Origin of the sequence: Amycolatopsis sp. NPDC102389, assembly GCF_044765885.1 — a bacterium.
In the GTDB taxonomy this organism is placed as follows: Bacteria; Actinomycetota; Actinomycetes; order Mycobacteriales; family Pseudonocardiaceae; genus Amycolatopsis.
On sequence record NZ_JBIWKX010000014.1, the window covers coordinates 70,207 to 93,731 of the forward strand.

20 protein-coding genes and 1 tRNA gene are annotated in these 23,525 nt (G+C 69.4%); 9 read left to right on the forward strand and 12 right to left on the reverse strand.

Going from position 1 to position 23,525, the window contains the following annotated elements; all coding sequences use genetic code 11:
* The first annotated feature begins 131 nt into the window (after positions 1-131).
* On the forward strand, positions 132-5,045 hold the full coding sequence (locus tag ACIRGA_RS15275) for an RHS repeat-associated core domain-containing protein (protein WP_400941262.1): 4,914 nt from the start codon (positions 132-134) through the stop codon (positions 5,043-5,045).
* On the opposite strand, the gene ACIRGA_RS15280 is transcribed toward ACIRGA_RS15275, so the two are convergent.
* On the reverse strand, positions 5,017-6,408 hold the full coding sequence (locus ACIRGA_RS15280) for an MFS transporter (RefSeq protein ID WP_400941263.1): 1,392 nt from the start codon (positions 6,406-6,408) through the stop codon (positions 5,017-5,019). The two genes, ACIRGA_RS15275 and ACIRGA_RS15280, sit on opposite strands and share 29 nt — an antisense overlap.
* A gap of 103 nt (positions 6,409-6,511) precedes the next feature.
* On the opposite strand from ACIRGA_RS15280, the gene ACIRGA_RS15285 reads away from it, so the two are divergent.
* From ACIRGA_RS15285 to ACIRGA_RS15295, 3 genes are all read left to right on the forward strand, one after another.
* On the forward strand, positions 6,512-7,072 hold the full coding sequence (locus ACIRGA_RS15285) for a helix-turn-helix domain-containing protein (protein ID WP_400941266.1): 561 nt from the start codon (positions 6,512-6,514) through the stop codon (positions 7,070-7,072).
* A 91-nt stretch (positions 7,073-7,163) separates the two neighbouring features.
* Positions 7,164-7,979 carry a serine hydrolase gene (locus ACIRGA_RS15290; protein ID WP_400941268.1) on the forward strand — a complete coding sequence of 272 codons (816 nt, stop codon included), beginning with the start codon at positions 7,164-7,166 and terminating at the stop codon, positions 7,977-7,979.
* A gap of 86 nt (positions 7,980-8,065) precedes the next feature.
* The gene (locus ACIRGA_RS15295; protein ID WP_400941271.1) at positions 8,066-8,434 is read left to right on the forward strand and encodes a VOC family protein; all 369 of its coding nucleotides are present in this window, start codon (positions 8,066-8,068) and stop codon (positions 8,432-8,434) included.
* A 15-nt stretch (positions 8,435-8,449) separates the two neighbouring features.
* Here ACIRGA_RS15295 and ACIRGA_RS15300 read toward each other — a convergent pair whose 3' ends face one another.
* Positions 8,450-9,328, reverse strand: coding sequence for an alpha/beta fold hydrolase (locus ACIRGA_RS15300; protein ID WP_400941274.1), 879 nt, complete (start codon positions 9,326-9,328; stop codon positions 8,450-8,452).
* 74 nt (positions 9,329-9,402) lie between these two features.
* Between ACIRGA_RS15300 and ACIRGA_RS15305 the strand changes: the two genes are divergently transcribed.
* A complete protein-coding gene (locus tag ACIRGA_RS15305; protein ID WP_400941276.1) occupies positions 9,403-10,029 on the forward strand; it encodes a winged helix-turn-helix transcriptional regulator in 627 nt (208 codons plus the stop codon).
* A gap of 62 nt (positions 10,030-10,091) precedes the next feature.
* Here ACIRGA_RS15305 and ACIRGA_RS15310 read toward each other — a convergent pair.
* Positions 10,092-10,164 (reverse strand) — tRNA-Asn (locus tag ACIRGA_RS15310).
* A 163-nt stretch (positions 10,165-10,327) separates the two neighbouring features.
* On the opposite strand from ACIRGA_RS15310, the gene ACIRGA_RS15315 reads away from it, so the two are divergent.
* On the forward strand, positions 10,328-10,507 hold the full coding sequence (locus ACIRGA_RS15315; protein ID WP_007031230.1) for a hypothetical protein: 180 nt from the start codon (positions 10,328-10,330) through the stop codon (positions 10,505-10,507).
* Positions 10,508-10,587: 80 nt separating this feature from the next.
* On the opposite strand, the gene ACIRGA_RS15320 is transcribed toward ACIRGA_RS15315, so the two are convergent.
* Genes ACIRGA_RS15320 through dnaG form a run of 3 tightly spaced genes read right to left on the reverse strand, consistent with a single transcriptional unit; the run spans position 10,588 to position 13,790 of the window.
* The gene (locus tag ACIRGA_RS15320) at positions 10,588-11,352 is read right to left on the reverse strand and encodes a trans-aconitate 2-methyltransferase (RefSeq protein ID WP_400941280.1); all 765 of its coding nucleotides are present in this window, start codon (positions 11,350-11,352) and stop codon (positions 10,588-10,590) included.
* Positions 11,353-11,367: 15 nt separating this feature from the next.
* Positions 11,368-11,880: a hypothetical protein gene (locus ACIRGA_RS15325; RefSeq protein ID WP_400941282.1), complete on the reverse strand. Its 513-nt coding sequence runs from the start codon at positions 11,878-11,880 to the stop codon at positions 11,368-11,370.
* 2 nt (positions 11,881-11,882) lie between these two features.
* A complete protein-coding gene (gene dnaG, locus ACIRGA_RS15330) occupies positions 11,883-13,790 on the reverse strand; it encodes a DNA primase (RefSeq protein WP_400941284.1) in 1,908 nt (635 codons plus the stop codon).
* Positions 13,791-13,835: 45 nt separating this feature from the next.
* On the opposite strand from dnaG, the gene ACIRGA_RS15335 reads away from it, so the two are divergent.
* Positions 13,836-14,774, forward strand: a complete 939-nt coding sequence (locus ACIRGA_RS15335; protein WP_400941286.1) for a sigma-70 family RNA polymerase sigma factor — start codon at positions 13,836-13,838, stop codon at positions 14,772-14,774.
* Between the two features lie 58 nt (positions 14,775-14,832).
* Here the strand turns inward: ACIRGA_RS15335 and ACIRGA_RS15340 are convergent, their stop codons facing one another.
* A complete protein-coding gene (locus ACIRGA_RS15340; protein WP_400941288.1) occupies positions 14,833-15,399 on the reverse strand; it encodes a carboxymuconolactone decarboxylase family protein in 567 nt (188 codons plus the stop codon).
* 184 nt (positions 15,400-15,583) lie between these two features.
* Between ACIRGA_RS15340 and ACIRGA_RS15345 the strand changes: the two genes are divergently transcribed.
* Complete coding sequence (locus ACIRGA_RS15345) at positions 15,584-16,840, forward strand: aldehyde dehydrogenase family protein (RefSeq protein ID WP_400941290.1); 1,257 nt, start codon at positions 15,584-15,586, stop codon at positions 16,838-16,840.
* On the opposite strand, the gene ACIRGA_RS15350 is transcribed toward ACIRGA_RS15345, so the two are convergent.
* From ACIRGA_RS15350 to ACIRGA_RS15360, 3 genes are all read right to left on the reverse strand, one after another.
* Entirely contained in the window at positions 16,830-18,632 is a 1,803-nt protein-coding gene (locus tag ACIRGA_RS15350) for a glycosyl transferase (protein WP_400941292.1), read from the reverse strand. The two genes, ACIRGA_RS15345 and ACIRGA_RS15350, sit on opposite strands and share 11 nt — an antisense overlap.
* 9 nt (positions 18,633-18,641) lie before the next feature.
* Positions 18,642-19,718, reverse strand: coding sequence for a serpin family protein (locus tag ACIRGA_RS15355; protein WP_400941294.1), 1,077 nt, complete (start codon positions 19,716-19,718; stop codon positions 18,642-18,644).
* A 156-nt stretch (positions 19,719-19,874) separates the two neighbouring features.
* Positions 19,875-20,954 carry a glycoside hydrolase family 5 protein gene (locus tag ACIRGA_RS15360; RefSeq protein ID WP_400941296.1) on the reverse strand — a complete coding sequence of 360 codons (1,080 nt, stop codon included), beginning with the start codon at positions 20,952-20,954 and terminating at the stop codon, positions 19,875-19,877.
* 177 nt (positions 20,955-21,131) lie between these two features.
* Here ACIRGA_RS15360 and ACIRGA_RS15365 point away from each other — a divergent pair, with 177 nt between their 5' ends.
* On the forward strand, positions 21,132-21,884 hold the full coding sequence (locus ACIRGA_RS15365) for a PIG-L deacetylase family protein (protein ID WP_400941298.1): 753 nt from the start codon (positions 21,132-21,134) through the stop codon (positions 21,882-21,884).
* Here ACIRGA_RS15365 and ACIRGA_RS15370 read toward each other — a convergent pair.
* Together ACIRGA_RS15370 and ACIRGA_RS15375 are read right to left on the reverse strand one after the other, a co-directional pair.
* Positions 21,873-22,433 (reverse strand): CGNR zinc finger domain-containing protein, encoded by a 561-nt coding sequence (locus tag ACIRGA_RS15370; protein ID WP_400941300.1) that lies wholly within the window; start codon positions 22,431-22,433, stop codon positions 21,873-21,875. The two genes, ACIRGA_RS15365 and ACIRGA_RS15370, sit on opposite strands and share 12 nt — an antisense overlap.
* Positions 22,434-22,599: 166 nt before the next feature.
* Complete coding sequence (locus ACIRGA_RS15375; protein ID WP_400941303.1) at positions 22,600-23,445, reverse strand: LLM class flavin-dependent oxidoreductase; 846 nt, start codon at positions 23,443-23,445, stop codon at positions 22,600-22,602.
* Positions 23,446-23,525: the final 80 nt, after the last annotated feature.

The following is a 23,525-nucleotide window of genomic DNA, read 5'->3' on the forward strand; positions in this document are numbered from 1 at the left end:
TGCCCCTTCGGGCAGACTTGTTCCGTCCCACCGAGGATCCCGCCACAGGCCGCCTGATCCCGACGGGCTCTTGATGATTGAATGACAAGGTTGTCACCCAGTCCGGATCACCTTGAAGCGAGGCAAGTCACGTGTCGAATCCGTTGGTCGCGCCCACGCAGGATTCGACGAAGTGGTTCACCGGCGTCTCGTTGCTGGAGACCGCGGACGGGCTGAAGACGGCGATCGAGTCCGGGGACTGGGCGAGCGTCGCGATGGGCGCGGTCGGGACCGCGCTGGACGCCCTGTCGATGGCGCTGGACCCGTTCGGGGCGATCCTCGCGGCCGGGGTGTCGTGGCTGATGGAGCACGTCGGTCCGCTCAAGGACGCGCTGGACGCGCTGGCCGGCAACGCGGACGAGATCCAGGCGCAGTCGCAGACGTGGGCGAACGTGGCGAAGGAACTGGGTGACGTCAGCGAGGAATTGACCGGCCTGGTCAAGAAGGACCTCGAGACGTGGAAGGGCGAGGCGGCGGACGCCTACCGCAAACAGGCGACCGACACCGCCACCGTGATCCAGTCCGCGCAGAAGGGATCCGAAGGCGCCTCGTCCGGTGTGAAGACCGCGGGCGAGGTCGTCGCCGCGGTGCGGACCCTGGTGCGCGACATCATCGCCGAGCTGATCGGGCACCTGATCTCGTGGGCGTTGCAGGTGGTGTTCACCCTCGGCATCGGGCTGACCTGGGTGGTACCGCAGGTGGTGGCGGCCGTGGCGAAGACGGCGGCGAAGATCACCGACCTCACGACCAAGCTGGTGAAGGCGCTCAAGGCGCTGGTCCCGCTGTTGAAGAAGGCCGGGGACCTGTTCGACGACGCGGCGAAGGCGTTGAAGAACCTCAAAGGCGGCAAGGTCACTCCTTCGGGAAAGCCGAAGGATCTGGACACGAAGCCCAAGGGACCGCCCAAAGACAAGGACAAGGACGGCGACGACTCCACCACGCCGTCGGGCGACCACTCTTCCCCGAAGAACGACCCGCCCAAGAACGACCCGCCGCCCAGGAACGATCCGCCGAAGAACGACCCGCCATCGGACAACTCGCGTGGCCTGGACGGCCCTGGCGGCGGTTCGACCACGGCCTCCGGCGCGAACGGCGATGGCGGCAAACGGAATACGTCCGAGACCAAGGAACCCGGCTGCAAGGAAGGCAGCGGTGACCCGATCGACGTCCAGAGCGGGGACGTGCTGGTCACCGAAAGCGATTTGGTCGTGCCCGGACCGCTCGGGCAGCTCCTCGTCCGCAACCACGTCTCGTCCTACCGGGGCGGCCGCTGGTTCGGCCCGTCGTGGGCGACGCTGCTGGACGAGCGGCTGACGGTCGCGAACGGGACCGTCACCTACTACACCGCCGACGCGATGATCCTGCGGTTCCCGGTGCCCGCGCCGGGTACGGAGGCCACCGCCGTGCACGGTCCGCCGCGGCGTCTGCGCGGCGAGGGCGCCGACTACTTCCTGACGGATCCGGGACGCGGCACCGAACGCCGGTTCGTCCCGGCGGACGGCGACCCGAACATGTTCCTGCTCAAGGAGATCCGCACCGAGGATCACGCCTACGTCGAACTGGAACACGATGACGACGGCGCCCCGGCGGAGCTCAGGCACTCCGGTGGCGCCTGGATCGCCTTCGACGTCGCCGACGGCCGGATCCGCGCGATCCGCGCGCTGTCGGAAGCCACCGAAGTCCCGGTCGCCCGCTACGACTACGACACGCGAGGACATCTCGCCGCCCGCACGAATTCCTCGCCCCATCCGGCCCGCTACAGCCACGACGCCGAGGGCCGGATCACCGGCTGGACCGACCACAGCGGCGCTTGGTACCGCTACGTCTACGACGAGCACGGCCGCTGTGTCCGGGGCGTCGGAGACCAGGGCTACCTCGACACGTCACTGAGCTTCGGCGAGCGGACCACGACGGTCACCGACTCCTTCGGCCATCGCACGGTGTACGAGTTCGACGAGGACGGGAACACCGCGGGGCTGATCGACCGGCTCGGCGGCGTGACCCGGAGCGAGTACGGGCCGCGTGACGTGCTGCTCAACCGCACCGACCCGCTCGGCAGGCGGACGGAGTTCGAGCACGACGCGGACGGGCGGCTCCGCTCGGTGGTCCGCGCCGACGGCTCCCGCGTGGTACTCACGGAATGGACCACCACCGAGCTCGCGATCGAAGTGACCGACGGCGGCCGGGTGTTCCGGCGGCGGTACACGGCGCCGAACGTGCCGGATCCGTACACGGACCCCCTCGGCGTCACCGAGGATCAGCACCTCGAGGACACCTACGGCGACGATCCCGGCCCGGGTGGCGCGGTGCCCCGTCTCGAGGTCGATCTCTTCGGGCGGCCGCGCGCGCTCGAGGACGCCGACGGCCGGACCGCGTACGCGTGGACGGTGGAAGGTTCCCTGCGGGAGGTCGTCGCCGCGAACGGGAGCCGCCGCCAGTGGACCTTCGACGGCGAGAGCAGGGAAACGTCCCACACCGACGAACTCGGCAGGACGACCCGCACCGAGAACGGCCCGATGGGCACGATCACCGCCACGATCGATCCCGGCGGCGCGCGCACCAGCTGGCGCTACGACACCGAATTGCGGCTCGTGGCCGTGACGAACCCCGCCGGGCAGACCTGGCATTTCACCTACGACGCCGAAGGACGGCTGCTCACCCAGCAGGACTTCGCGGGCCGGATCACGAGGTGCGACTACGACGCCGCGGGACAGCGGGTGCGGCGTGTCGGCGCCGCCGGCGAGACCGTGGAGTGGCGTTACGACCTGCTCGGCAACCCGATCGAGCGGATCGGCCCGTCGGGCACCGAGACCTACCGTTACGACCCGGTGGGACGTCTCGTGCGTGCCACCGGCCCGGACGGTGTCCTGGAGCTGGACCACGACGACGCGGGCCGGGTCGTCCGCGCCGGGGACATCGTCTTCGGTTATTCCTCCGACACCAAGACGATGCGCACTCCGTCCGGTGTGGACGTCCACTGGGGACAGACCGGGGACGGGGCGGAGCTGCTGCGGATCGCGGACACCGAGCTGACCCTGCGCGAGGACCCGGCCGGCCGCACGGTCGCCCTCTCCGCCGGGGCGAACCCGTTGCTGCGCCAGGAATTCGATCCGGCGGGCAGGCTCGTCGCGCAGCACACCCCGGCCGGCACCAAGCGCTACCACCGGCGGCCGGACGGCAGCATCGCCGCGAAGGAGGATCCGGCGGGCGGTGTGCGCTACGAATACGACACCACGGGCCGGGTCATCGCGGCGCTCCATCACGGCGCGGCCGAGCGCTACGCCTACGACGTGCTCGGCAATCTGCTCTCCTCCTCGCCGGGGCCGGGGCCCGAAACCGGACCACGCCAGTACACCGAAGGCGGCGTGCTGGCCGCGGCGGGCGCGGCGCGCTACGTCCACGACGGGCAGGGCAGGCTGATCCGGCGGACCCTGCCCGCGCCGGACGGGACCGAGCTGACCTGGGTGTTCGGCTGGGACGCGCACGACCATCTGGTCACCGTGCGCACGCCGGACGGCACCCGGTGGCGGTACCGCTACGACGCGCTGGACCGGCGCGTGGCCAAGGAGCGGCTGGACCTCGCGGGCGCGGTCGCCGAACGGGTCGATTTCACCTGGGACGGCAACGATCTCGTCGAAGCCCGGCACACCTTCGGCGGTGTCCCGGTGGAGACCCTGACCTGGATCCACCATCCGTACGGGGACCGGGTGGTGGCGCAGGCGCGCACGCTGCCCGACGGACGGACCGAGGTCGCCGCGGTGATCACCGACGAGATCGGCACCCCGACGGAGCTGGTCGGCCCGGCGGACGGCCGGGTCAGCCCGGTCCGGACGAGCGTCTGGGGCCTCGTCGCCGCCGGCGCCCGCCCGGAGACGCCGCTCCGGTTCCCCGGCCAGTTCCACGACGCGGAAACCGGGCTGTACTTCAACGTCTTCCGCTACTACGACCCGGTCAACGCCCGCTACATCTCGCCCGACCCGCTCGGCCTGACCCCCGGGCCGAATCCGCTGACCTACGTCGACGACCCGTTCCTCGAAGCCGACCCGCTCGGCCTGACGAGGAACTCGGGCAAGCAGACCAACTACGCCGAAGACCCGTACGAATTCCTCGACGACGACGAGACCTTCAACGCCCCGGCCCCCTGCAAGGGCGCGAAGAGGCCTGCGCAGAACCAGAACCCGGGGGTGGGCAACGCGGGCAACGGCGCCGGTTCCGCCAAGAAGCCGAAGACGACCAGGTGGGAACCGCCGGTCACCGGCGACGCCAACAAGTCGCACGGCGATTCCGGCCGCACGGTGATGGAGGGAGGCGGCAAGGAAGGCAAGGGGACGCTCAACGGCTCCGGAAAGGGCGAGTACCCCGGCGGTACCGAACCCGCGGGCAACCACCTCACCGACGTCGACGGGCTGAACGGCAAGGGTCACGCGAACTACGATCCGCGCCTGCGGGCCGAGCTCGACAAGCTGCGTTCCTCCGATCCGAACGACAAGATCGGGTACAAACCCGACCACCCCAGCGGCTACTTCATCAAGGGACATCTGCAGAACCAGGTGCTCGGCGGTTCCGGTACCGCGGACAACATGACCACCTTGTCCCGCAAGGCGAACGCGCAGATGTCGGGCAACTTCGAGGGGAAGCTCAAGGAGGCCGACATCAAGATCGGCCAGGTGAAGGAAGCCGTCGGCAAGATGAGCGACACGGAGCTGCAGCGGAAGCTGGACACTTTGGGCATCGACAAGACCCCGGCGCAGTTCCGGCAGGAGACCAAGGGCCTGGAGGTGGACTACTCGGTCACCGCCAGCGACAAGGTCAAATGGAAGGACGCCGTCAATCCGGAAGAGCGCGGCATCCGGGACCACCTCGTGCTCAACGCCGAATACAAGGGACTGTCGCCCGATGTGCAGAAGTTCATCGATTTCCGGATGAACGACGGCTTCCTGACGAAGTTCCCGCCGGTGGGCACGAAGATGGACACGATCAGCGGGAAGTTCGACCCGCCGCTGTGACCGCGGTGGCGAGCACGACCAGCCCGCAGAAGGCGACAAGGAGCCAGCCGGGGCGGGTCGCCGCCACGAGCGCGTCCGGGGCCACGCCGGTCACCAGTCCGCCGGCGAGCGCGATGCCCACCGACGCGCCGACCTGCCGCGCCGTGGACGTGGTCCCGCCCGCGACGGCGGCGCGTTCCGGCGGGAGGCTGGAGACCGCGATGGTCGTGATGGGCGCGTTGGCGAAGCCGATCCCCGCGCCGATCAGCAGATAAGCCGTCCCGAGCACGAGGACGCTCGTGTGCCGCTCCACCGGCAGCAGGCAGGATCCGCCGGCGGTGATCAGGACACCGGCGAGCAGTAGCGGGAGCCGGGTGCCGGTGCGGGCCACGAGGATCCCGGCGAACGGGGCGCAGACGGTGGCGCCGATCGCCAGCGGCAGGACCGCCATCCCAGCGGCCAGCGGCGTCCACCCTCGGGCGTCCTGCAGGGAGAACGTGGTCAGCAGCAGGGTCGTGCTCAGCGCGACGAACACCGCGATCGCGCCCAGCACGGCGCCGGTGAAAGCGGGCACCCGGAACAGCGCGGGATCGATCAGCGGATCACGCCGCCGCCGCTCCACCGTCACGAACGCGGCCGCGACGATCACGATCGAAACGTAGAGCCCGATCGCGGTGGCGGAGCCCCAGCCGAGGTGCGGGGCTTCGATCAGCGTGCCGACGGTCAGCCCGACGAGCACGATCAGCAGAAGCTGCCCCGGCGGGTCGAGCCGTCGGGCGCGCTGCCCGCGTGACTCCGGCACGACGACCGCGACGAGCAGCACGGCGAGCACGATCACCGGCACGTTGATCCAGAACACCGCACGCCAGTCAAAGACCGCGAGCAGCGCGCCGCCCGCGGTCGGCCCGGCCGCCATGCTCAACCCGAACACCGACGCCCAGATCCCGATCGCCTTCGCCCGCTCTCGCGGATCCGTCATCACGTTCACGACGATGCCGAGCGCGACGGGGCTCAGCATCGACGCGGCGGCCCCCTGCAGGACCCTGGCCGCGACGAGGAAACCGAGCGACGGCGCGACGGCGCACAGGACCGACGCGACCCCGAACGTCACCAGGCCGAGCTGGAACACGCGGCGTCTGCCGAACCGGTCGGCGAGCGCGCCGGAGGTGATGAGCAGGCTCGCGAACACCACGGTGTAGGCGTCGATCACCCACTGCAGGCCGCGGGTGCCCGCGCCCAGTCCCCGGCCGATCCCGGGCAGCGCGACGTTGACGATCGTGGTGTCCAGGCCCACGAGGAACATCGCCGCCGCGCAGACGGCGAGCACCGTCCACCGGCGGCCGGTACTCATCGTGGACGGGAGCGGCAGGGAGATCGCGGTCATGAGTCACCAATCCTCGCTGAAGCGGCGGGTCCGACGGCGTGTGATCGTGCGCCCGGCGCCCAGCCCGCGACCAGCGTTTTTGCGAAGACCGCAAAATGGGGTGATGAACCCTGACGTGACCGAGATCCTCGACGGCATCGGACCGCGCCTGCACCGGCTGCGCCGCGACCGCGGCCGCACGCTGCGGTCGCTGGCCGAGGAGACCGGGCTGTCGATCAGCACCCTGTCGCGGCTGGAAAGCGGGAAACGCCGCCCCACCCTGGATCTGCTGATCCCGCTGGCACACGCCCACCGGGTCGCGCTCGACCAGCTCGTCGCCGCACCCGCGACCGGTGATCCCCGCGTCCACCTCCGGCCTCACCGGAAGGGCCGCGGCAGCGTCGTGATCCCCCTGACCCAGTACCCCGGCCGAGTCCAGGTCTTCAAGCAGATACTCGGTCAGCGCAAGCCACGGCTGGTCACGCACGAGGGCTACGAATGGCTCTACGTCCTCGCCGGGAAGCTCCGGCTGATCATCGGAGACCGGGAGACCGTCCTGTCCCCCGGCGAGATCGCGGAGTTCGACACCGCCGAACCGCACTGGTTCGGCCCGGCGGACGAGCAGGCCGTGGAGATCCTGCATCTGTTCGGGCCCCACGGCGACCAGGCGACGGCCAGGAAGTGACCGGCGTCACCCTTCGCCGGATCGTGACAACCTCCGGTGCCCGCGAACGCCTTGTAGCTCAGGAAGCTCCGCTACCGAAACTGGGGAACACATGAAAAGACTTACCGCCATCCTGACCGCGATGCTGGTGGTACTCGCGTTGACACCCGCCGCACCCGCCGGCGCGGCGACCCGCTTCGACCGGGAACTCCAGGCACGTATCGCCCGTGCCCAGGCCTACGCCGACAGCAGGCCCGGTGACACCGGGATCGTCCTCCGTGACCGGTGGACCGGCGCCGTGTACCGGAGCACCGCCGCCGGGACCCTCATCTGGGCCTGCTCCACCCCGAAGCTGGCCATGGTCGTCGATCTGTTGCTGCGCAACGATTCCGGGGCCGTCCGGCTGACCGCCGAAGACCGCGACCTGATCCACCGCATGCTCAACTCCAGCGACGACGCCGCCGCCCACACCCTGTGGACCCGCTACGGCGGGGAGGCGGAGTTCGCCCAGCGCTTCCCGTCCTACGGGATGACCGACATGCGGTTCACCGACCAGCACCCGCATCACTGGGGCTGGATCCTGACCACTGCGAACGACCTGGACCGGCTGGTCAACTACGTGCTGACGAAGCTGCCTCGTCAGCACCGTGACTACATCGTCCGCGAGATGCGCACCGTCGACGTCAACCAGCAGTGGGGCGTCTGGGGCGCCGGGCCCGCCGCACGCCCCGGCAACAAGGACGGCTGGTCCGACGACAACGACGACGGCTCCTGGATCATGAACTCGGTCGGCTTCGTCGGGCCGCACGAGCGGTACACCCTCGCCTTGATGAACAACACCAAGGTCATCCAGAACGGTTACGAAACCGGCCAGGAGACCACCACCAAGATCAGCGAGATCCTGTTCAAGGGATATTTCGAGGACTGATCGCGCTCCTTCCTTGACTCGTGTCAGCATCCTGACATACGCTCATCTATGTCAGGATGCTGACACGACGAAAAAGGAGCATGACCATGCCCGCCACCGGCCCCGACTTCATCTCGCTGCAAGCGCGCGACCTCGATGCTTCTCAGGCGTTCTACGAGCAGTACCTCGGCCTCGTCCGCTCACCGGCCGGACCACCGCACGCCGTCGTCTTCGAGACGAAGCCGATCGCTTTCGCCCTGCGTGAGGTCATTCCCGGCACCGACCTCGCCTCCGTCGCCCAGCCCGGCATCGGTGCCGCGATCTGGCTCCACGCCACGGATGTCCAGGCCATTCACGACGCTCTCGTCGCCGACGGGCGCACCATCGTCTCCGCGCCGATCGACGGCCCCTTCGGCCGGACATTCACCTTCGCCGACCCCGACGGCTACCAGATCACCCTCCACGACCGTGTCTGAGGCGAACACCCTGGTCTACTGAGCCCACTCGCGAAGAGCGGTGACGAACTCCTCGGGCGCGTCGGATTCCACGTAGGTGCCGGCGCCTTCGACGATCACCGTCTCGTGGTCGGGAAAGGTCGCTTCCAGGCGTTCGCGTTCCTGGGGGCGGAAAGCGATGTCGGCGTCGCCCCAGACGATCAGCGTCGGGAAGTGGGCGATGCCGGCGAGCCCGGCCTCGATCTCGGCGAAGAAGGCGCGGCTGGCGAGAACCCGCTGGGGGAACACGGCGGAGGCCCTGCGTCGCTCGGGGTCGTCCATGGGCCGCCGGTAATGGGCCATCTCGGACGCGGTCGGCTTGCGCCGCCGGTGCCCCAGCGGGACGAACATGTTGACGACGAAGTTCAGCCGGCGGGCCAGGAAACGCCCCGGAGGGCCGCCGAAGATCCGGGAAAAGTACTCGAAGTGGAAGACGCCGTTGACCGGCCACGCCCAGGTGTTGGCGAGCACCAGCCGGGTGAAGACCTCCCCCCGGCGCTGCACGGCGGCCAAACCGATCAGGCCACCCCAGTCCTGTCCGACCAGAGTGACGTCCTTGAGACCGAGCGCGTCGACGAACGCGGTGACCACGTCGGCGTGTTCTTCGGGCCAGTAGCGGTATCCGGGCTTCGGTGTCGACAGCCCGAAGCCCGGATAGTCGAGGGCGACGCACCGGAAGTCGTCGCGCAGCGCGCGGATCACGTCGCGCCAAAGGAACGACCAGGTCGGATTGCCGTGCAGGAACAGGAATACGGGGCCGGTCCCCTCGTCGACGTAGTGGACGGTATGCCCGTCGATGTCGACGAAACGGCTCTCGAACGGGAACAGGCTGTCGTCGACCCAGGAAGGCCTCACGTTCGCGGTGACATCCGACATGGCGGCCCCTCTCCGCTGACTTCCGGTAGACTTGAGCTTGTCACGCACACTTGAGAAAAACAAGCAGGGACGCGATGCGTAGCTATGGCCAGTACTGTGGGCTCGCCCGCTCCCTCGAAGTCGTGGGCGATCGGTGGAATCTGCTCGTCGTCCGCCAGCTCCTCATCGGCCCCGCCCGCTACCGGGCGCTGCTCGACGGCCTGCCCGGCATCGCGACCAACCTGCTCGCCGACCGGCTCCGCGACCTTGAGGCCGCAGGCGTGATCGAACGGCGGCTGGCCGGCTCGGGCAGCGTGGTCGAATACGCCCTCACACCGTGGGGCGCCGAGCTCCGTGAGCCGATCGAAAGCCTGATCCGCTGGTCCACTCCGCTGATGACCCGAGGTCCCGGCGACGACTCGTTCCGGCCGGAGTGGCTCGCTCTCGCCGTCCCCACCTTGCTCGCTGCTCGGGTGAAGGTCCGCTCCGCGATGACGATCGGTCTCGAAATCGGTGGCCCGCCGTACCGGCTCCGCGCGACGCGCTCCGGCTTCGAGGTCGATCCGCATGACGGCCGCGAACTCGACGCCACCGTCCGCGCCGTGCCCGCCTGCGTCCTCGGCCTCGCCGCCGGCGCACTCACCCTCGAAGACGCCCGCGCTCTCGGCCTGGTCGAGATCGACGGCGACGAGGCCGTCGTCCGGACCGTCTTCGCCGCCTGACGGGGATCGCCCCCGCACCCCGGAAAACGAAGAAGCCCAGGCCATCAGGCCTGGGCTTTAAGCTCCCCCGCTTGGACTCGAACCAAGAACCCTCCGGTTAACAGCCGAATGCTCTGCCAGTTGAGCTACAGGGGATTGTGCTCCGTACCAGCCGGATCGCTCCGACCGATGAGAGAACTTTAGCCCATCCCCTCCGGCGGCCGCACACCCACCCCCCACTTTCGACATCACCTCGTCAAGCTCGCGTTTTGAGGGACAATGACAGCCGGAGCAAGATCGAACGGAGGCGTGGACTCGGATGAAGATGTTCCTGCTGGGTGCGGCCGCGGGCTATGTGCTGGGCGCGAAGGCCGGCCGCGGGCGGTACGAGCAGATCGTGCGGACCTACCGCAAGATCGCCGACCACCCCATGGTGCAGGGCGCCGCCGGGGTCGCTCGCGCCAAGGTCGGTGAGCGGTTCGGGCGGCCTCAGCGCTGACCCTGGGCCGAAAGGGCCCTTCACCGCGTACCACGCGGTGAAGGGCCCTTTCACTACGTCTAACGCGGTGAAAGTCCCCTTCAGCCCACGACGGCGACCACGAAGACGCGCCGGAACTCGAACCAGGTGGTCCCGTCGGCGCGCGGCGGGTAGGCCTTGTCCAGTTCGCGGGCGATCTGCGCGCGGAAGTGGTCCCAGTCCTGCCCTGACAGGGCCTCTTTGACCGGTCGCAGCGACGTGCCGGTGATCCATTCGAGTACGGCGTCCTTCCCGGACAGCCGCTGCAGATACGTCGTCTCCCACGCGTCGACGGCGCATCCCGCGTCGGCCAGCAGGTTCCCGTAGCCGAGAGGGCTGTCGACGGCTTCGTTCTCCCGCAGGACGACGTCGGCGAGCCGCGGAGCCCACTCCTCGGTCCGCGCGAGGGCGCGGACCAGGGCGTGCGACGGGGCGTCGAAGTTGCCCGGGACCTGGAACGCGAGCGTCGCCCCGGACGGCAGGAGGTCCACCCAGCGGCGGAGGAGGTCACGATGCTCCGGGACCCACTGGAGCACGGCGTTCGAGATGACCACGTCGGTGTCCGGTTCGGGCACCCAGTCGTTGACGTCGAGCACTCGCGCGTCCACACCCCGTGAACGGGCGGCTTCGACCATTTCGGGTGAGCTGTCGCTGGCCTCGATGACCGCGCCCGGCCAGCGTTCCGCCAGGCCGGCGGTCAGATTCCCGGGGCCGCAGCCGAGGTCCGCGACGCGGCGGGGCTTGACGGCCGGAATCCGCGCGACGAGGTCGTGGAACGGCCGGGCCCGCAGGTCGGCGTAGTCGAGGTACTTGACCGGATCCCACACAGTACGAGCGTACTGCTAGCCGTTCGGCTTCGCCAGCTTCCGGGCCGCTTCCTCGGCGATCGCCTTGACCACGTCGACGTCGGTGCCCGGATCGGGCCGCACCTGCAGCACCGTGCCGTCCTGACCGGGAACCTTGCGCTCGACGAACCACGCTCCCCCGGTCCCGAGGTCCTTGCGGTACCGGCCCCGGACCGAGCCGTCGACGCGCTGCCGCACCAGGATGGGCACCTTGCCGGGCCGGGCGAGCTCGAACCGGACCGGGGTCTTGTCGGCCAGCAGCACGGCCTCCCCCGCCATGCCCGCCTCCTCGGACTCGGTCAGGGTCAGCACCCCGGCGGACCACGCCGCCTTGCCGACCAGATGCCAGCCGACCCGGCGCGGCCCCGGGATCCACAGCCCCAGCTGCGTGACCAGCAGATACCCGCCGCCCTCGACCGTCGCGCTCCCGACGACGTGCTCGCCGTCGTCCAGCGAGCCGTCGAAATCCGCCGGGACACGGTCACCCAGCAGGTGACGCAGCCAGCCCATGCTCAGTCCAATCCGCCGATGGCCTGTTCCTTCAGCGCCTTCCGGTACTGCTCGAGCGCGACGAGGTCGCCGAACAGCGCGCGGTAGTCGTCCGGCGCCTCGACCGGCGAAAGCCGCTGGAGCTTCGACTTGATCTCGTTGATCTGGCGGCCGACCAGGCTTTCCTGCACCGCCGCGAGCTGCGCGGAGATGTAGCGCGAGTCGACCTCGCCCTTGGCGCGCAACGGTTCCACCGAAAGCTCGCTGAGCACTCGCCGCACCGTGCCCTGTGGACAGTGCGGGGTGGCCGCGTCGAGCAGGGCGGGCCCCGTCAGCCCGGAACCCGCTCCCCCGGCGGACAGCAATGCCTTGTGGATGGCGACGTAAACCGGATGGGTGAACGCGTCCTCGGGCAGCGCGTCGTACTCCGCTCCGGCGAGCATCGGCTGCTGCAGCGCCGCCTTGAGCGCCTCACGCTGCGCGATGAACCGTGGATCGCCAGGCGCGGGCCTGGGCAGGTCCTCCTCGGCGGCGGCAGCGGTGGCCCCGGTGGCCGGTCGCCGGACCTCGACGGTGGCGGAGCGTTTCGCCGCCGCCCCGGCGCTGCCGCGCACCCGGTTCACCACCTGCGCCGCGTCCTGCCAGCCGACCCACCAGGCGAGTTTCGACGCGTAGCCGTCGCGGCTGGCGCGATCCTTGATGCCCGCGACCATCGGGACGGTCTTCTGCAACGCCGCCACCTGACCGTCGACGGAGTCGAGGTCGAAGGCCTTGAGCATGCTCTTGATCGCGAACTCGAAGAGCGGGATCCGCCGCGCGACCAGGTCGCGCACCGCGGTGTCGCCCTTGGCGAGCCGCAGTTCGCACGGGTCCATGCCGTCGGGGGCGACCGCGATGTAGGTCTGCCCGGCGAACGTCTGATCGCCCTCGAAAGCCTTCAACGCCGCCTTCTGACCGGCTTCGTCACCGTCGAAGGTGAAGATCACTTCGCCGCGGAAGGCGTCGTCGTCCATCATCAGCCGCCGGAGGACCTTCATGTGGTCTTCGCCGAACGCCGTCCCCGACGACGCGACGGCCGTCGGGACGCCGGCGGCGTGCATCGCCATCACGTCGGTGTAGCCCTCGACGACGACGACCTGGTGCCGCTTCGCGATCTCGCGTTTGGCCAGGTCGAGACCGAACATCACCTGCGACTTCTTGTAGATCGGCGACTCCGCGGTGTTCAGGTACTTCGCCGAGACACGGTCGTCGTCGTACAGGCGCCGCGCGCCGAACCCGACCACTTCGTTGCCGACGTCGCGGATGGGCCACAACAGCCGCCGGTTGAACCGGTCCATCGGCCCGCGCTGCCCCTCCTTGGCCAGCCCGGCCGTGAGCAGTTCCTTGACCTCGAACCCGCGATTGAGCAGATGTTTGGTGAGTTTGTCCCAGCCGGCCGGCGCGTATCCGCAGCCGAACGTCTGCGCGGCGGCGGAGTCGAAACCCCGTTCGGACAGGAAATCCCGCGCCGCGCGCGCGTCCGGGGTGAGCAACTGCTCGGCGTAGAACTCCTGGGCCGCGCGGTGCGCCTCGATCAGCCGGGCGCGGGTGCCGCGATCACGCTGGACGCTTCCGCCGCCGCCTTCGTAGGTCAGCCGGAATCCCACGCGATCCGCGAGCCGCTCGACGGCTTCCACGAACGAGATCAGGTCCATCTTCTGGATGAACTTGATCACGTCACCGCCTTCGCCACAGCCGAAGCAATGGAAGGTGCCGTGCGTGGGGCGCACGTTGAACGACGGGGTCTTCTCGTTGTGGAACGGGCAAAGCCCCTTCAGGCTGCCCCCGCCGGCGCTGCGCAGCGCTACGTAATCACCGATGACCTCGTCGATCCGGTTGCGCTCGCGCACCTCCGCGATGTCGCTGTCCCGAATCCGTCCTGCCACGCTCATCACTCTAGTTCTTCGTCTCAGGACGCTGTGCGGCACACTCGGGGAATGAGCACCGCCCTGGACGAACTCGCCGGGAACTTCGCCGCGTTGCGGCCCCACCTGGTGTCGGTCGCCTACCGGCTCACCGGCACGCTGTCCGACGCCGAGGACGCGGTCCAAGAGTCGTGGCTGCGCCTCAGCGGCCTGGACGAGCGCCGCCGTTCGGCCATCGAAGACCAGAAGGGCTGGCTGACCACCGTCGTCAGCCGGATCTGCCTCGACCGGCTGCGGTCGGCGGTCGTGCGCCGCGAACGGTACGTCGGCGAATGGCTGCCCGAACCGGTCCTCGGCCCGCTGGGCACACCGTCGTCGGAGGACCCGTTGACCGTCGCCGTCCGCGACGACGGCATGCGCATGGCGGCGATGGTGGTCCTCGACCGGCTGACGCCGGAACAGCGCGTCGCGTTCGTCCTGCACGACGCGTTTTCGGTGCCGTTCGGCGAGATCGCCGAGATCCTGGGCTGCACGACGGAGGCCGCGCGCCAGCACGGTTCCCGCGGCCGCCGCGCGGTCGCGGACGCCGATCCGCCGCCCCGGACGGCGCTCGCGGAGCAGCAGCAGATCATCGAGAAGTTCATGACGGCGATGCTCACCGGCGACATCCAGGCGGTGGCGGAGGTCCTGCATCCCGACGTCGTCCTCGTCGGCGATGGCGGCGGCAAGGCGCGCACGGCGGTGCACACGGTCGTCGGATTCGACAAGGTCACCCGGCTGTTCCAGGGCCTCATGCGGATGTACGACCCGGCGGGGATGGACCAGGCGAGGTTCGCGCTGGTCAACGGCGACCTCGGGATCTACCTCCCGCCGCAGCCCGGTTCCGAGCGGTACCGGGCGCTCGACGAGCACGTCGACGCGTTCGCCATCCGCGACGGGAAGATCGTGGCGATCTACGACATGGCGAACCCGGACAAGCTCACCGACGCGCGGACCCGCGTCGGCGCCTGACCGCGTTTAGTCCTCTGAATGCGCTTTGAGCGCATTCAGAGGACTAAACGCGGGGGTTTCAGGGAAGCGGGATCTTGCAGGCGTCCCCCGAGGTGAAGCCCTGTGCGGTGATGTCGAGCGCGCTGTTCATCCGGGCACGCATGTTCTCGAGGCCGATCTGGTAGGTCAGCTCGATGACGCCCTTGCGGCCGAACTCGCGCTCCAGCTCGGCGACCTGCTCGTCGGTGACGGTCACCGGGCTCGCGGTCATCGCGTCGGCGTACGCGAGCGCGAGCCGTTCCTGGTCGGTGAAGGCGGGCGACTTCGCGTAGTCGTCGATGTTCTTCAGCCGTTCGATGTCGAGCCCCTCGTGCAGTTGCAGCATCGTCCCGAAGTCGATGCACCACGAGCAGCCGAGCTGGGTCGCGACGCGGTACACGGCCAGCTCGCGCACGTTCGACGGCAGCGTCTTGCTGGCCTTCTCCGCCAGCATCTCGTGCATGCCGTTCGCCCGGAGCAGGGCCGGGTGGTGCGCGTAGACGGCCATCGGCTCGGGCACGGCGCCGAAGCGCTTTCCGGCGAACTTGTAGATCAGCTTCAGCAGGAAGCCGGCTTCGGCGGTCTTCACGGCGGGAATGCGCGGCATGGTGTCCTCCTCGTGCGAGTGCGTTCACCGACTGGACGAGGCGGCCCGCGCGGACGTGACAGCACCGTCGGTGACGTGCGCCACCCTGCGAAGGCCGCCGGTTTAGCCTTTTCGCCGGAACCGCCAGTCGATCATCGAAGGTACGCTGGTAAATCGGCACTTTTTCCTTCCACCGAGGAGGACCATGCTCGCCGTCGAGGACCCGGCCACCGGACAACGGATCACGACCGTCCCCGACTGCGGGCCCGCCGAAGTCGACAAAGCGGTACGCGCCGCGGTGGTCGCTTCCCCCGCTTGGCGCGCCGCCGACCGCCGCGCGGCCTTGATGTCGTGCGCCGTCGTCGTCGAAGAGGCCGCGCCCGTGCTGGCCCCCGTTCTCACCGAGGAGCAAGGGAAACCGCTTCGCGAAGCCGAAGCCGAGTTCGCCGGAGCGGCGGCGCGCTTCCGGCACTTCGCCGGGCAGCGGCCCGAACTCCTGGCCACCGGCGACGGTCCGGTCGCCGCGATCACACCGTGGAACTTCCCCGTGCAACTCGCCGTCGCGACGCTCGCACCGGCTTTCGCCGCGGGGAACACGGTGGTGCTCAAGCCTTCGCCGCGCACGCCGCTCACCACCCTGCACCTCGGCCGGATGCTGGCCGAGGTGCTGCCGCCGGGCGTGCTGACCGTGCTCACCGGCCAGGACCCCCTCGGTGAGCTTCTGGTCGCCCATCCCGGGATCCGGAAGGTCGACTTCACGGGTTCGGCGGGCACCGGGAAACGGATGGCCGCCGCGCCCGCGTCCGCGTGGCGGCGGCTGACCCTGGAGCTGGGCGGCAACGATCCCGCGATCGTCCTTCCCGGCACCGACCCTGCCGCCATCGCGGAACGGCTCTTCTGGAGCGCTTTCGCCAACTGCGGGCAGATCGGCGTGGCGGTCGAGCGGGTCTACGCCGTCGGGCCGGTCTACGACGGCGTCGTCGAGGCACTGGCGGCCATGGCGACGGAAGTCGTGGTGGGCGACGGAAGGACGCCGGGAACGCAGATCGGCCCGGTGAACAACCGGCCGCGCCGCGACCGCGTCACCGGTCTCACCGACGAGGCGCGGGCGGGCGGCGCGCGGGTCGTCACCGGCGGACCGCTCGACGGGCCGGGGTATTTCTTCGCTCCGGCGATCCTCGCCGAGGCGCACGACGGGATGCGCGTGGTGGCCGAAGAGCAGTTCGGGCCGGTGCTTCCGGTCGTCCGATGCTCCACAGTGGACGAAGCCGTCGGGCTCGCGAACGCCACGGCGCCCGGCTCGTGCGGATCGGTGTGGGGCGCGGACGAGGAGTACGCCGCGGAAGTCGCGGCGCGGCTCGGGTGCGGCACGGTCCGGGTCAACGAACACCGGGCCGCGTCCGCCGACGAGCCGTTCGCCGGCTCGCGGTGGTCCGCGAGCCGGGCGGAGCTCAGGGAGTGATCGTCCGGACGTCCCAGACCCAGACACCGTCGACGAATTCGGCGGGCTTCCGCAGCAGGAGGTCCACGGTGGCGCGGAAAGCGTCCTGGTGCTCGCGCGGGATCAGCACGAGCACGTCGGCGTTCCAGTACCGCAGATCCGCCAGCGCCTGCACCCGCTGCGACTCGGTGATCGTCGCGGGCACGCCGGTCTGCTTGATCTGGTCGAAGATGACCGACGTCGGCCGCTGGATGGCGCCGTAGCGGCCGCGTTTGTCCTCGGGCCCGCTCGGGCCGACGAAGTAGCCTTCCGGCATCGAGTAGCCGAGCCCCGCGTCGATCTGCCAGTGCAGCGGTTCGGATTCGCCGGAACTCGGCAACGGCACGGGCACCACGGTGCCGCCGGGCGCGACGTAGCTCCGCCAGGTGCCCTCGGCGAGGAACCGGGGCGTCGGCGGCCGCTCCTTCACGATCAGTTGGGTCGGCGCGATCGGCAGCAGGACCGCGATGACGACGCCGATCCACACCAGCCGCAAGGGGAATCGCCGCTCTCCCGGCACTTCGGGGAGTTTCGACGCGACCGTGTAGACGCGTTCGGTCGCCAGCGCGAGCAAGGCGCCGATGAGCGGGATGCAGCCCATCGCGAGCCGCGACTCCAGCAGCGACTCGAAGAGCGGCAGCCCCGAAAGCAGCTTCCACGGCCCCGGGATCCCGGTCGCCTCGTGCACCACGATCAGTTCCACACCAAGGGAAAGCCAGGCCATCACGAACATCGAGATCGCCAGCGCCCGCGCGAACACCTCACGCCACAGCCAAACCGTGATGACCACCATCAGCACGATCAACGGCCAGCCGAAGAAGGCGTTCTCCTCGGTGCGGTTCATCGACACGTCCGCGGCCGCCTGCGGCTGCCCGGCGACGGACTGCGTCGCGAACCGGGTGAACGCGGCCGTGTCGTTGCCGACGGGGCCGTGCTCGATCGCCTGATAGCTCTGCGGGCCGAAGAATTGCCACCACAGGGGGAAAGCGCACAGCACGAGCGCCACGAGGACCCCGATGCCGACGCCGATCCCCAGCGGTTTCGCCATCGGGGGGAACTCGCGGTAGTTCGTCGCGAAGTAGGCGATGGCGTAGATCGCGAACGCCATCGCGAAGATCAGCAGCGGTTCCTCGCCGAGGAAGATCTGGTACGCCGACAGCAGCCCGAGGAAGATCCCGTTGCGGACCGGGCGTTCGCCGCGGGCGATCTTGAAGACCAGCAACGCGATGAACGGCAGGACGAACCACGCGACGAAGTTCGGGTGCGCGTTGCCGTGCGAGATCATCGGCGGGGCGAAGCCGACGAACGCGCCGCCGATGGCCGCGCCGACGCGGTGGGTGACCAGATGCCGTGAGAAGACCCAATACCAAGCGGCCGCCGTGCCGGCGAGACCGCCGGTGAGCGCGATGGCCCACGTGACGGTCGGGCCGAAGGTGAGCGTGACCGGCGAAAGCGGGATGCCGATGCCGAGCATGGCCGTGTTGGCCATCAGGTTCACGCCGAGCGGATGGTTCTGGAAATGCGAACTGAGCGGGTTCCTCAGATGCAGCACGTTGTCCGCGGTGACGGAGAAGAACCACTCCCACAGGTTCTGATCCGACGCGCTGTTCCAGAGATAGCCTTCCTTGAGGTCGAGCCAGAGCCCGTTGTAGAGCAGGAAGGCGAACAGCAGGAAGCCGCCCATGATGGCGGCGTCGGCGGCGGCGAACCGGCGAGGTCTCGTGGGAGTGTTCCCGGCCTCCACGTCCTCCGCCTCAGCCTGGAAAAGACTCACTGACCTTCCTCACGGCTCGACAACGCGGGCGAGAAAGTAGATCACACCCGTCGAGGCATGCCTCACGAGCAGAAGGAAGGGCCGATCGACGGCGACTTCCAGGGGTTCGTCGACGATGAGCGACGTCAGCCGCATCAGCACCGCCGTCGCGGCGGCGCCTTCGAGGCCCTGCTCGTCGATGCGCAGCACGGACTGGTGGACGACCTCCGACACTTCGAGCCGGTCGTCGTCGGCGAGCCCGGTCAGGTCGGCTTCGGCGGTGAACATCGTGCGCACGCCGAGATCCTGAAGTTTCGCCGTCAGCGGGCTGTCGACGTCGAGGTCGAGTTTCGGCAGTGACAGCGCGACCGTCTTGGACCGCGTGTTCTCCAGCAGGACTGCCAGCTTCCCCGCGTCGAGTTCGGCGTCGTCGAGGTCGCCGTCCGGCAGCAGGACGATCGCTTCCACCCCGCCCTCGGCGCCTAGGCGGACGACCTGCCAGCCGTCCTCGTGGGTGTGGTCGAGCTGTTTTTCGAGCCACATCGTCGGCACCGTACGGGTGCCGGACGGCGCGTGGAAGTCCGCGGGCGCGGTGTTGTCACGCGAGAACGGGTTGGTCCAGGCGGTTTTGAGATACAGGGCGTTGACGATCGCGGCGACGGTGTCCTCCGCGACCGTCCCCGGCTTCAGGAGTTCGGGGATCAGCTCGCGGGTGGCCTCGGCGACGTCGGCGTTGATCAGCCGCCGCGCGGCCTCCGGATCGTCGCCGAACGGGGCGCTCTCGACCTTCCCGCCCGGCCAGGTGGCGAGTTCCGCGCGGAAGGAGTCCTCCAGCGGGAGCCCGTCCCAGGCCCAGAGCGTGTTCGCGACCGCGAGTTCGGGACCGTCGTCGAGCAGCGACGACGCCTTGCCCAGCAGGTCGGCGAGCTCGTCCGGGTCGCCGAGCAGCGCGATCAGCTCTTCCCTGGTCTTCCCCTTGGCGGCCTGGGTCACCAGGCCGAGCGCGCTCGCGATCGAGTACGGCGAGAAGCACGCGTTCTCCCCGCGGCTCGCCAGCACCCGGTAGAGGTCCAGACCAAACCGGAGGTGACTTTCGACAGCTCCCATGCCGCAGACCGTACCGTGGACAGGGCCGTCCGTCTCCTGTCCGAAAGTTCCGCCTTGAACGATCCGGGGGTGGGGGGGGGGGGGGGGGGGGGGCGCCGCGCCCCCCCCCCCCCCCCCCCCCCCCCCCCCCCCCCCCCCCGCGCCCCACTTTCGAGCTCAGGAGGTCGGGAAGTTGTCCGCGGTGCGGATACGGTCCCGGATCCAGACACCGGCGGGCTTCAGCGGAGCCGTGCCGGTGAACGAGCTGCCCGAGCAGGTGCCCGGCTTGAACACCGCGCCCGAGCGGCTGTCGTCGGAGAAGTTCCAGTTGGTCCAGCTGATCTTCTTCGACGCCAGGAAGTCGAGGTACTTCTGGGAGTTGGTGAAATCGTTCCCGCCGTCACCGCTGGCGGTCTGGGTGCCGAACTCGGTCACGAACAGCGGGATCTTGCTCGCGGCCCGGCTCAGCGCGTTGAAGTACTCGGTCTTGTGCGACGCCGCGTAGAAGTGGAACGTGTACATGAAGTTGGTGGCGCGCACCGGGTTGTTGATGATGTCGGTCTCGTCGCGGCCGTCCGAGATGCCGAGCGAGCCCCAGCCGTGGGTGCCCACCAGCACGACACCGTCGGAGTCCTGGGCGCGGATGACCGGGATCATCTGCTCCGCGTAGCTGCGGACGCGGTCCCAGCTGACGTTGTTGGGCTCGTTGGCGATGTCGTAGATGATGTTGGTCTTGTCCTTGTGCCGCTGGGCGATCTCGGTGAAGAACGTCTTGGCGCGGCTGAGGTTCGCGTTCGGGTCGCCGGGGGTGAGCTGGTGCCAGTCGACCAGGGCGTACATCCCGCGTTTGGTGGCCTCTTCGATATACCCGTGCACCATGTCCGTGAACTTGCGCGGGTTGGTCTCGTAGCCGCCTTCCTGGATGTACATCGAGATCCGGAGGACGTCGGCCTTCCAGTCGTTCGCCAGCGCATCGAGCGAAGCGGTCTTCACACATTGGCTGAACCACTGGATCCCGTGGGTGCTCATGCCACGGAGCTGGATCGGCTTGCCGGCGGAGTTGCAGAGCTGGAGGCCGCAGACCTTCAGCTGTCCGTTGACCGCCGCCGGGCTCCCCGGCGGCAGCGCGGCGGCGGCCTGCGTTGCGGGCCCTGCCGCGGTCTCGGCCGCCATCGAGGTGCTCGCGGCGCCGACCGGTGCCAGCAGTCCGGCGGCCAGTGCGGCCGTCACCCGGAGACGGATCTTGTCCCAACGCATTCGGCTTCTCCTCTCGCGTCGACGGCACCGACGATGGCGCGCCGACGGTCAGGGCGGCGGAGTTAAATAGGAAACTTTCCTTACTATTGGAAAGTAAAGGGGACATTACCCAGACGATCGACGGACCGTCAAGAGCCGACCACCGACGGTTCCGACGACCTCGGGCATGCTCGGAGCGTGACGACCATCGTGGCCTTCCACGCCCACCCCGACGACGAAGCCCTGCTGACCGGCGGCACCCTCGCCCGCGCCGCCGCGGACGGCCATCGGGTCGTCCTCGTGGTCGCCACCATCGGCATGCGGGGCGCGGACGCGTCGCGCCGAGCCGAACTCGAGGCGAGCGCGAAGGTGCTCGGCGTCGAACGGGTCGTCCATCTCGGCTACGCGGGCAGCGGTCACGGCGCGATCCTCTACCCGGATCCACCGGGCTGGGTCCGGTTCGTCCGCGCGAGCACCGACGAAGCGGCAGCGCGGCTGGTGGCGATCCTGCGCGCGGAGAAGGCGTCCGTACTGCTGAGCTACGACCGCAACGGCGGCTACGGCCACCGCGATCACGTCAAAGTGCACGAGGTCGGCAGGCGGGCGGCGGAACTCGCCGGCGACGTCCGGCTGCTGGAGGCCACGATCCCTCGCGACGCCGTCGCACGCCTGGTGCGGATCGTGCGCCTGTCACGGATCCCGTTCCGCTACGACATCGACGCACTTCTCCGCGCCTACAGCGCCCGGTCGGAGATCACGCACGCCTTCGACGTGCGCCGCTTCGCACGCCAGAAGCAGGCCGCGATCGCCGCCCACTCCTCGCAGGTGGCGGGAAACGGCAGGCTGGCACCCTTGATGCGCGTCGTGACCCGGCTTCCGGCGCCGCTCTTCGGCCTCGCGTTCAGCCGCGAGTGGTACATCGACGCGACACCGCGCGGCTCACGACCCTGACCGGCGGGCGCGGTACGCGGCGGCCTTCACCCGATTCTGGCAGGCGAGCCCGCAGAACCGCTTGATCTGCGCCTGGCTCGCGTCGATGTACACCTGATCGCATCGCGGTGCCGCGCACAGCCCGACGTGATGCGGGAGGTCCTCGCCGAACGCCAGGGCCACCGACACCGCGAGCCCGGCCGTCCACCGCTGGACGAGGTCGGCTTCGGGACCGTGGAAATGCAGGTGCCACGTCTGTTCGCCGTGGCGCTGCAGGGAAGGGCGGGCCTTGCTGTCGACGAGCATCCGGTTGAGCAGCCCCGCCGCCTCGTCGTGCTCCCGCCGGGACAGCGACTCGATGATTCCCCGCAGCCGCGACGCGAGATCCCGCAACCGTTCCGCGGTGGACAGGTCGACCTGCCCGTTCCCGCCGAGCACTTCGGTGGCGACGCGGACCAGATCGCGGCCATCGAGCGGCGGTTTCGCCCTGCCGTGGACGTGCTCCCCGGTCAACGCGTTGACCAGCATGACCCCGGTCTCCAGCCGCATCGCGTGGTACTCGCCGACCATTCGGCCCCTCCCCCTCGCGTCACTGGTTCGCAGGACGCCGCAGTGACGCTACCAAAGGCGAGCGGCACCACAAGGGCGATGAAGTCGTTCGGAGCAACGGAAACCTACGAAAGGCGGAACGTCAGTCCACTGTGGATAGAAAGGCGCAGCCGCTGTGACTACCGCTTCACCACCGAGGCGGACCGGCGTCCACGATCTTCTGCGAGAGCTCCAGCGGATCGAGATGCATCAGCGACTCCATCCACCACGTCATCCCGGCCTGCCCCAGCGCAGGCAGGTCGACCTTGATCGGCTCCTCCCACGCCGGGCTCGCGTTCCCGGCCACGGCGACGTCGAAGGGACGGCCCGGTTCCAGCCCGGCCAGGCCGAGCGCGCGGTGGGTCTCGGCGATCTCCTCGGCGGTCGGCGTGTGGTCCTCCGGGTTCGGGAAGATCCCGTCGCACAACGCCGCCCGCCGGACGACGCGCGGGTTGTCGGTGGAACTCGCCACCCAGATCGGGATCGGGAACGGCTCGGGCGGAGCCTCGGCGAGCGCGACCTGGTAGTGCGCGCCGTCGTGATCGAACCGCCTGCCGGACCAGATCGCGCGGATGACGTCGAGGCCCTCGTCGAACATCGCCGATCGGGTCAGCAGGTCGGTCTGCTCACCGAATCGGCTGAAGTCACCGGATTCGTCCGAGCCCAGCCCGGTGCCGAGGATCAGCCTGCCGCCGGAGAGGCGGCTGACCGTCGACGCGTGCCGCGCGACCACCCACGGGCGGCGCCGGGCCGGCGGCGTGATCATCGGGCCGAACAACAGCCCGCTGGTCGCGTGCGCGATGGCGCCGAGCGTCGTCCACGGATCCGCGATGGGCATGGTGTCCGCGACCACGTGGTCCCACAGGAAGAATCCGTCCCAGCCCGCCGCCTCCGCGCGCACGGCGAGGTCGACGAGCACTCCTGGCTCGCCGAACGGGCCGAAAGGCGGCAGATAGACGGCATGGCGGACCGTGCTGCCGGTCAAGTCGATCATCTCCCCAACGTCATCGTCGAAGTCCCCGGACGGCCGCTTGTTTACGCCGTTCACCCACGTTAGCGTCCGGAAGATGGCGG